The sequence below is a fragment of the Corallococcus sp. CA054B genome (assembly GCF_003611625.1).
Lineage (GTDB): Bacteria > Myxococcota > Myxococcia > Myxococcales > Myxococcaceae > Corallococcus > Corallococcus coralloides.
Genome location: NZ_RAVY01000303.1, coordinates 1 through 7855 on the forward strand (window position 1 = coordinate 1; position 7855 = coordinate 7855).

General features: G+C 72.4%; 6 protein-coding genes. 4 read left to right on the forward strand and 2 right to left on the reverse strand.

The features are described from left to right. The 4 genes from lanM to D7V80_RS39150 all read left to right on the forward strand — a co-directional run. On the forward strand, window positions 1-1943 hold a 1943-nt coding region (gene lanM, locus D7V80_RS39135), incomplete at its 5' end, for a type 2 lanthipeptide synthetase LanM (RefSeq protein ID WP_120592891.1). Then, window positions 1943-2884: an efflux RND transporter periplasmic adaptor subunit gene (locus D7V80_RS39140; protein WP_120592892.1), complete on the forward strand. Its 942-nt coding sequence runs from the start codon at window positions 1943-1945 to the stop codon at window positions 2882-2884. The genes lanM and D7V80_RS39140, both read left to right, overlap by 1 nt. Beyond that, window positions 2881-3825, forward strand: a complete 945-nt coding sequence (locus tag D7V80_RS39145) for an HlyD family efflux transporter periplasmic adaptor subunit (protein WP_120592893.1) — start codon at window positions 2881-2883, stop codon at window positions 3823-3825. The genes D7V80_RS39140 and D7V80_RS39145 overlap by 4 nt, the downstream gene beginning before the upstream one ends. After that, entirely contained in the window at window positions 3815-6013 is a 2199-nt protein-coding gene (locus D7V80_RS39150) for a peptidase domain-containing ABC transporter (RefSeq protein ID WP_120592894.1), read from the forward strand. The genes D7V80_RS39145 and D7V80_RS39150 overlap by 11 nt, the downstream gene beginning before the upstream one ends. 7 nt (window positions 6014-6020) lie before the next feature. Here D7V80_RS39150 and D7V80_RS39155 read toward each other — a convergent pair whose 3' ends face one another. Both D7V80_RS39155 and D7V80_RS39160 read right to left on the reverse strand, forming a co-directional pair. Next, window positions 6021-7187: a hypothetical protein gene (locus tag D7V80_RS39155; RefSeq protein WP_120592895.1), complete on the reverse strand. Its 1167-nt coding sequence runs from the start codon at window positions 7185-7187 to the stop codon at window positions 6021-6023. 218 nt (window positions 7188-7405) lie between these two features. Further along, a partial coding sequence (locus D7V80_RS39160) for a YciI family protein (RefSeq protein ID WP_233586066.1) occupies window positions 7406-7855 on the reverse strand: 450 nt, incomplete at its 5' end.

Sequence of the window (7855 nt, forward strand, 5' to 3'; positions counted from 1 at the left end):
GGGTGGACCTGAGCGGCCTGGGGGGTGAGGCCGGGCAGCTGTATCCCCACGCCTCCGCCACGGTGGAGGACCGCGCCCAGGACACGATGCGCGTGGTGCACCGGCAGATGGCCACGTCGGGGGCCCACAACCGCGCCCTGCTCCACGGCAAGCCGGTGGACGTCACCGAGTTCGTGGACTCCATCGTGAGCGGGTTCCGGGAGACGTACATGCACCTGTGCCGCCACCGCGACGAGGTGGCCCGCATGCTCCGGGACTTCCAGGAGGTGGAGGTGCGGCACATCGCCCGGGCGACGATGCGCTACGGCTTCCTCCTGCAGGAGAGCCTCCACCCGGACTTCCTCCACGACGCGCTCGACCGGGACCAGGCCCTGGACAAGCTGTGGGCGGAGGTCCGCGTGCGTCCCTCGATGGGGCGCCTGGCGCCCCTCGAGCACGAGGACCTGCGGCTGGGGGACGTGCCCGTCTTCACCGCCCGGCCCGGCTCGCGCCACGTCTGGGACAGCCAGGGCCGGTGCGTGCCGGACTACTTCCTGCGCGCCAGCCTGGAGGACTCGCTCCAGCTGCTGGCGGCGCTGGGCCCCGAGGGCTGCGATGCGCAGGTGGCGCTCATCCGCCAATCCATGGTGGCCATCGACAAGGAGCGCGAGTCCGCCGCCCGGACGTCCCCGGAGGCCGTGGCGTCCCTGCCGCCTCCGGCCACCGCCGAGGCGTGCCTCGCGGGCGCGGTGCAGCTGGGCGAGTACCTGGCGGCGAGCGCCATCCACGGCGCCCAGGACGTCACCTGGATTGGCGTGAGCCTCCAGGACCTGGAGCACTGGCGCTGGACGCTGTCGCCCATCAACGCGGGGCTCTACGACGGCGTGGGAGGGCTGGCGCTCTTCTTCGGCTACCTGTCGGCCGTCACGGGGCGCGGCGACTTCGCGGCGCTGGCGCGCAAGGCGGCGGAGACCGTGCGCGTCCAGTGGCGCACGCCGGACCCCATGGACTACCCCAGCGTGGGCGCGCTCGCGGGACGCGCGTCCCATGTCTACGTGCTCAGCCACCTGGCCGCGGTGCTGGGGGAGCCCGGGCTGCTGGACGACATCCACGAGAACCTGGGGGCGCTGGAGGAGAAGATCGACGCGGACAAGGCGCTGGACATGTGCAGCGGCGTCGCGGGCTGCGCGCTCGTGCTGTTGCGGCTGCACCAGCAGACCGGGAGCGCGGAGGCGCTCCGGCTGGCGCGCAGGTGCGGCGAGCGGATGCTCCAGACGGCGCGCGACTCCAAGCGCGGCGGCCGGGCCTGGCTGGTGCCCGCGGCCTCCTGTGAGCTCTCCGGGATGGCCCACGGCGCGACGGGGTTCATCTGGTCCCTGCTGGAGCTGGCCACGGCCACCGGGGACGAGCGCTACCGGGAGGCGGCCCGCCAGGCGCTCGTCTTCGAGCGCACGCTGTTCGTTCCGGAGGCCGGCAACTGGCGCGACCTGCGCACGTCGCGGGAGGGGGAGCCGCTGGTGCCTGGCGCGTTCCTCACGGCCTGGTGCAACGGCGCGGCCGGGGTGACGCTGGGCCGGCTGCTGTCCTCGCGGCACCTGGAGGACGCCGGGCTCGCGTCGGAGATCTCCGTGGGGCTGGACACCGTGCTGCGCGAGGGCTTTGGCGGCAGCCACTGCCTGTGCCACGGGGACGTGGGCAACCTGGAGCTCCTCCACCTGGCCGGCGAGGTGCTGGGCGACGAGGCCTGGAAGCAGGCCGCGCTGTCGCGGGCCGCGCGGGTGCTGGCGCAGGGACGGGATGGAAAGTGGCGCTGCGGCTTGCCGAAGTACAATGAGGCGCCGGGGCTGATGCTGGGACTGTCCGGCATCGGGCTCGGGTTGTTGCGACTCGCCTCACCTTCCTTCGTCCCTTCGGTCCTGGCCCTGGAGCCCGTGCGAGCCGCGCCCCGCATGACTTCCGTGTGATGTCACGACGCACGACATTGGCGCTGGGCCTGGGCACCCTGGTCTTCCTGGGGGCCCTGCTGCTCATCCGGTGGCATGGCGGACGCGGGCTCGCGGCCCCGGCCCGGCCGGGGGACCCTCCCTCGCGGGAGCGGGTGTCCCACGTGCCGGAGGCGCCCCGGCGCGAGGGCTGGCTGGGCGTCATCGTCGCCGGAGGCAGCGTGGACGTGGCGGCCCGGCTGGAGGGCACCCTCGAGCGGATGGACGCGCAGGTGGGGGACAGCGTGCGCCAGGGGGCGGTGCTCGCCCGGCTGGACACGCGGGCGCTTCAGCGCGAGCTGGCGGTGGCGCAGGCCTCGCTCCAGGCGGGTGAGGCGGAGCGGCACATCGCGTCCATCGCGCTCACGGAGATGCAGGAGCGGCTCCAGCGCCGCTCGGACCCGAAGCAGCTGGCCCTGGGCGCCCTCTCCGAGGAGGAGCTGGCCACCGCGCGCTACCAGGAGCAGACCGCCGTGGCCCGCCTGCGCGCGGCGGAGGCGATGGTGGCCGAGCGCAAGGCGCGCGTGGAGCAGATGGCCCAGAAGCTCTCCGACGCCGCCGTGGTGGCGCCCTTCGACGGGCAGGTGTCCATCCGCTACCTGGACACGGGGGCGATGGTTGCTCCCGGCCGCGCGATCTTCCACCTCATCCGCACCGGGACGCAGCAGGTGCGCTTCGCCATTCCAGAGGACCAGTCGGCGAGCGTCACGGTGGGCACGCGGCTGTCCGTGGAGGTGCCCTCGCTGGGGCGGGTCCTGGAGGGGAGGGTGGAGAACCTGTCGCCGGAGGTGGACGCGGCCTCGCGCATGGTGCTGGCCATCGCCAGCGTGTCCCGGGAAGAGGGCCGCGCGCCGGTGCCCTCGGGCGTCGTGGTGCGGGTGTTCGTCCCGGCGACGGTCGCCCCCCAGGTGGTCACGCCATGACCCGGCCGAGCCCGTACCGCAAGGAGGCGCTGGAGTATCAGCAGCGGGCCCACGAGGAGTCCGGAGGGGACGTCCTGCGGATCAGCCCCGCGTGGACCCGGTGGGCGTACTGGGTGCTGGTGGGCACGCTGGCCTGTTCGCTGCTCTTCTTCTGCGTGGGCACGCTCTTCGAATACGCGGCGGGCCCCGCGCTCATCCGCGTGGAGGGCAAGACGGACCTGACGGTCGCGTTCTCCGGCGTGGTGCTGACGGTGGACGTGCAGCCCGGCCAGCGCGTCGTCGCGGGCCAGCCGCTGGTGCGCTTCGCGTCCGAACAGGAGCAGGGGACCCTGGCGCGCATCTCCCGCGAGTTCGAGCTGCAACTCGTCCGCTACCTGCGCGACCCCTCGGACGAGGGCGCGCGTCAGGCGCTCACGGGCCTCCGCGCCGAGCGCGAGCTGGCCCAGGCCCGGCTGGAGGAGCGCACGCTGCGCGCGCCCCACGCGGGCGTCGTGGGGGACCTGCGGCTCCAGCCCGGCCAGTACATCGCCTCCGGCGTGCGCGCGCTGTCGCTCCTGGGGGACGACGCGACGGTGGCGGTGCTGGCCTTCCTGCCGGGGCAGTACCGGCCGCTGCTCCTGCCGGGCATGGACCTGCGCCTGGAGCTGCAGGGCTTCGCCTACGAGTACCGCGACCTCGTCATCGAGTCCGTGGGAGATCAGATCATCGGGCCCGGGGAGGCGCGGCGCTACCTGGGCGCGGAGCTGGGGGACGCCGTTCCCCTGGAGGGAGCGCTGGTGCTCGTGCGCGCGCGGCTGCCGCTGCGGACGTTCGTCCGCGAGGGCCGGACCTTCAACTACTACGACGGCATGCCCGCGAGGGCGGAGGCGCGGGTGAAGTCGGAGAGCATCCTGCTCACGCTCGTCCCCGGACTGAAGGAGCTGCTCCCCCATGACGGATGAATCCGGACGGGGGCTCGTGGAGCGCTTCCCCGCGCTGAAGCGGCTCCAGGCGGCGGTGCGCGGCCGGCGCATCCCGGAGGTGCGGCAGATGACCCCGGCGGAGTGCGGCATCGCCTGCCTGGCCATGGTGCTGGGCTTCCACGGCCGGGGCGTGGTGCTGGACGACGTGCGGCTCGTGACGGGGGCCGCCCAGGGCGGGCTCGCGGCGGCGCAGCTGCTGGCGGCGGGGCGCGCCTTCGGCCTGCGGGGGCGGGGCGTCTCCATCGACCTGGACGCGGTGCCCTTCCTCCCCGAGGCGTCGGTCCTCCACTGGAAGTTCACCCACTACGTCGTCCTGGAGCGGTGGACCCCCGAGGGCGTCCACATCGTCGACCCGTCGCAGGGCCGCCGCTTCGTGTCCATGGAGCAGTTCCGGCAGTTCTTCACCGGCGTGGCGCTGCTCTTCGAGCCCGGCGAGGGCTTCGTGCGCGGCCCGGGCAGGGCCCGGCGCATGTCGCGCTACGTGGAGAAGTTCGCGCGCCAGTCCCAGACGCTCACGCGGGTGTTCGTCCTGTCGTTGATGTTGCAGGTCCTGATGCTCTCCATCCCCCTGTTGACGGGCCTGGTGGTGGACCGCGTCGTTCCCCGGGGGGACTACCACCTGCTGCTGGTCCTGGGCGTGGGCCTGGGCGCGCTGGTGGGCTTCCACCTGCTCACCTCGCTGGTGCGCAGCCACCTGCTGCTGGAGCTGCGCACGCGGGTGGACTCGGACATGACGCTCGGCTTCCTCGAGCACCTGGTGTCGCTGGCGTACCCCTTCTTCCAGGTGCGCGCCGCGGGCGACCTGATGGCGCGCCTCAACGTCACCGCCACCGTGCGCGAGGTGCTCTCCTCCGGCCTCGTGTCCACGCTGCTGGATGGGCTGCTGGTGGTGCTCTACTTCTTCATCCTGGCCGTGGCGAGCCCCGGCACGGCCCTGCTGGTGGGCTGCCTGGGCGCGTTGCAGGTGGGGGTGTTCCTGGTGTCCCGGAGCCAGCAGCGCAGCCTGCTGGCGCGCAACCTGGACCTGGACGCGCGCAACCAGAGCTACCAGATTGAAATGCTCACGGGGATGCAGACGCTGAAGGCGTTCGGCGCGGAGCACCGTGCCGTGCAGCACTACTCCGGCCTCTTCGTGGACGTGCTCAACGTCACGCTGGCCCGAGGCCGGCTGACCGCCTGGGTGGACGCGCTCACCGGCACGCTGCGGCTGAGCGCGCCGCTCCTGCTGCTCGGCATGGGGGCGCTCCAGGTCCTGGAGGGGCGGCTGAGCCTGGGGACGATGCTCAGCCTCAACGCGCTGGCCGTGGCCCTGCTCACGCCCCTGGCGAACCTGGTCACCACGATGGGGCAGCTGCAACTGGTGGGCAGCTACATCGAGCGCATCGACGACGTGCTGGACACGCCGGTGGAGCGCGAGCCGGCGCGGCCGGAGGCCCAGGTGCAGTTGCAGGGGCGCATCGAGATGGAGCGCGTGTCGTTCCGGTTCGGTCCCCTGTCCCCGTTGATCATCCAGGACGTGTCCGTGCGCATCGAGCCCGGGCAGATGGTGGCCATCGTGGGGCGCTCCGGCGCGGGGAAGAGCACGCTCGCGAACCTGCTGCTGGGGCTCTATCTGCCCACGGACGGACGGGTGCTCTACGACGGGGTGGACCTGGAGCAGCTGTCGTTGAGCGCGGTGCGGGGGCAGGTGGGCATCGTCCTGCAGGAGCCGTCCTTCTTCGGGACGACGCTGCGCGCGAACATCGCGCTCAGCGACCCGGCGGCGTCCCCGGAGCGCATCATCGCCGCGGCGAAGCAGGCGCAGATCCACGACGAAATCCTGGCCATGCCTCTCAAGTACGACACGCCGCTGGCGGACCGGGGCATGTCCCTGTCCGGAGGCCAGCGGCAGCGGCTGGCCCTGGCCCGCGCCCTGGTGCGCGATCCGAAAATCCTCCTGCTGGATGAAGCGACGAGCGCCCTGGACTCCGTCACGGAGCACCGGGTCCAGGACGCGCTGGCTTCACTGAACTGCACCCGCATCGTCATCGCGCACCGGCTGAGCACCATCCGCAAGGCGGACCTCATCCTGGTGATGGAGAACGGGCGCATCGTCGAGCAGGGGCGCCATGAGACGCTCGTGCAAGAGGACGGGGCCTACGCCCGGCTGGTGGCGGCCCAGCTCTGAGTCCCCCTCAGCCCAGGCCCAGGCGGGGCAGCGTCACCTCGCGCACGCGGGGGATGCGGAAGCGGTAGAGGAACGCGTCCGCGAAGTAGTGCGCCAGCACCACGCCGTTGGTGGCGATGACGCCCAGCGACCACAGCGGCTGCTGCCTCAGGAGGAACGCCGTGGCCGCGCCCCCCGTCACCCCGTCCACCAGCGTGACGAAGGGGCTGTTGGCCACGCCCACCAGGATGATGGGCGCCATGACGGCCACCATCGCCGCCCACACGCGCGGGCCGCGCAGGCGGGCCGTGGCTTCCGAGGGCGTGGGCTGGAGCATCCGGCCGGTGAGGAAGAAGTACTCCAGGCCGTGGATGCCCGCGCTCAGGATGGCGCCCCACAGGGGCCACACCAGGTACACCGCCACCACCGCGACATGGGACAGGACGTACACGCGCCGGGGACCGCTCTGTCCCGGAGGCCCGCGCAGCGCGAGCACCAGCTTCGCGGCGAAGAGGCCCCAGACGGCGAGCAGCACCCAGATGAGGCCATGCGGCAGGGAGCCGGACTCCGCCTGGCCGATGTTGACCATGGGCCGTGAGCCCAGCGCGCTGGTGACGGGCAGCGCCAGGGAGCGGATCATCATCAGGGTCAGCGCGACGGGCACGAACTGGCGCTGGAGCGTGCGCTCGGACTCGGACAGCGGCGGGGCGCCCGCGACGCGGCCCCGGAGGCCGTGCAGGGCCCAGAGCCCCTTCACCTGCGACAGCGTGTGGTGCGCCGCGAGGACGTGGATGCCCGCGCCCAGGAGCAGCGCCAGCAGCGGAGCATGGGCGTCCGCGTACCCGAGCAGCGCGAAGGTGAGCGCGAACACCGCCGCCGAGCCGCCCACGAGCAGCCGGGACTGGGAGGGCGTGGTGTGCAGCAGCTCCCGCCGCGTGCCCACCAGCAGGAAGGTCAGGATGACGTGCGTGCCGTTGAGGAAGACGTACTGCGACGTCCACCGGCCAATCCCCTGGGCGAACCCCTGCGAGCCCTCGCCGGTGAGGCTCGCGAGCCACACGGAGGCGAGCAGCAGCAGCGTGGGCAGCAGCAGGATGCTCAGGTCCGCCCGGGGCGAGAAGAGCCACAGCCCCTGGAAGCGCACGGACGCCGGGGCTTCGGACGCATCGAGGGCGGACGCGGGCAGGGTGGACATGCGCGCCGCAGTATAGACGCGGGTGGGACGGAGGGGGGCGGTGGCCCCTTCCTCCCCTGGGGAGCGGGCGCCGTTCAGCACGACGACCTTGCGCGAGGCCGGGCAGTAGAGGACGGCGCGCTGGTGACGTACAGACAGCGCGTCACGTCGCGGTACGTGCCACAGGCGGAGAAGTCCGTCGTGCCCGCGGGCTGGCGATGGAAGCAGTCACGGAGGGGTCACGACGTCTTGAACGTCTGGCTCCAGGTGGGCGCCACCTTCTCGATGAGCTTCACCAGCTCCGGCGGGATGTCATTGGTGCCGGTGAGGGGGCGGACCTCCATCACGTCGTCGTTGCCCATGCCGCCGGGATAGCGGCGGGCCCATTCGATGGCCTCCTCCCTCGACTTCACCTCCAGCACGTAGAAGCCGCCGATGAGCTCCTTCGTCTCCGCGTAGGGGCCATCCTTCACGGTGGACTTGCCGTCCTTGAAGACGACGTGCGCGCCCGGAGAGGGGCTGAGGCCTTCCGAGGCGATGAGCACGCCGGCCTTGTGCATCTCCTCGTTGTATTTCATCTGCGCGATGAAGACGGCCTCGTCGAAGGGCGCGTCCGAGTGCGTGGGCTCGATGGTGGAGGGGCGGGGGATGAGCATGAAGCGCATGTGGGGGCTCCTGGGGTTGTGGGG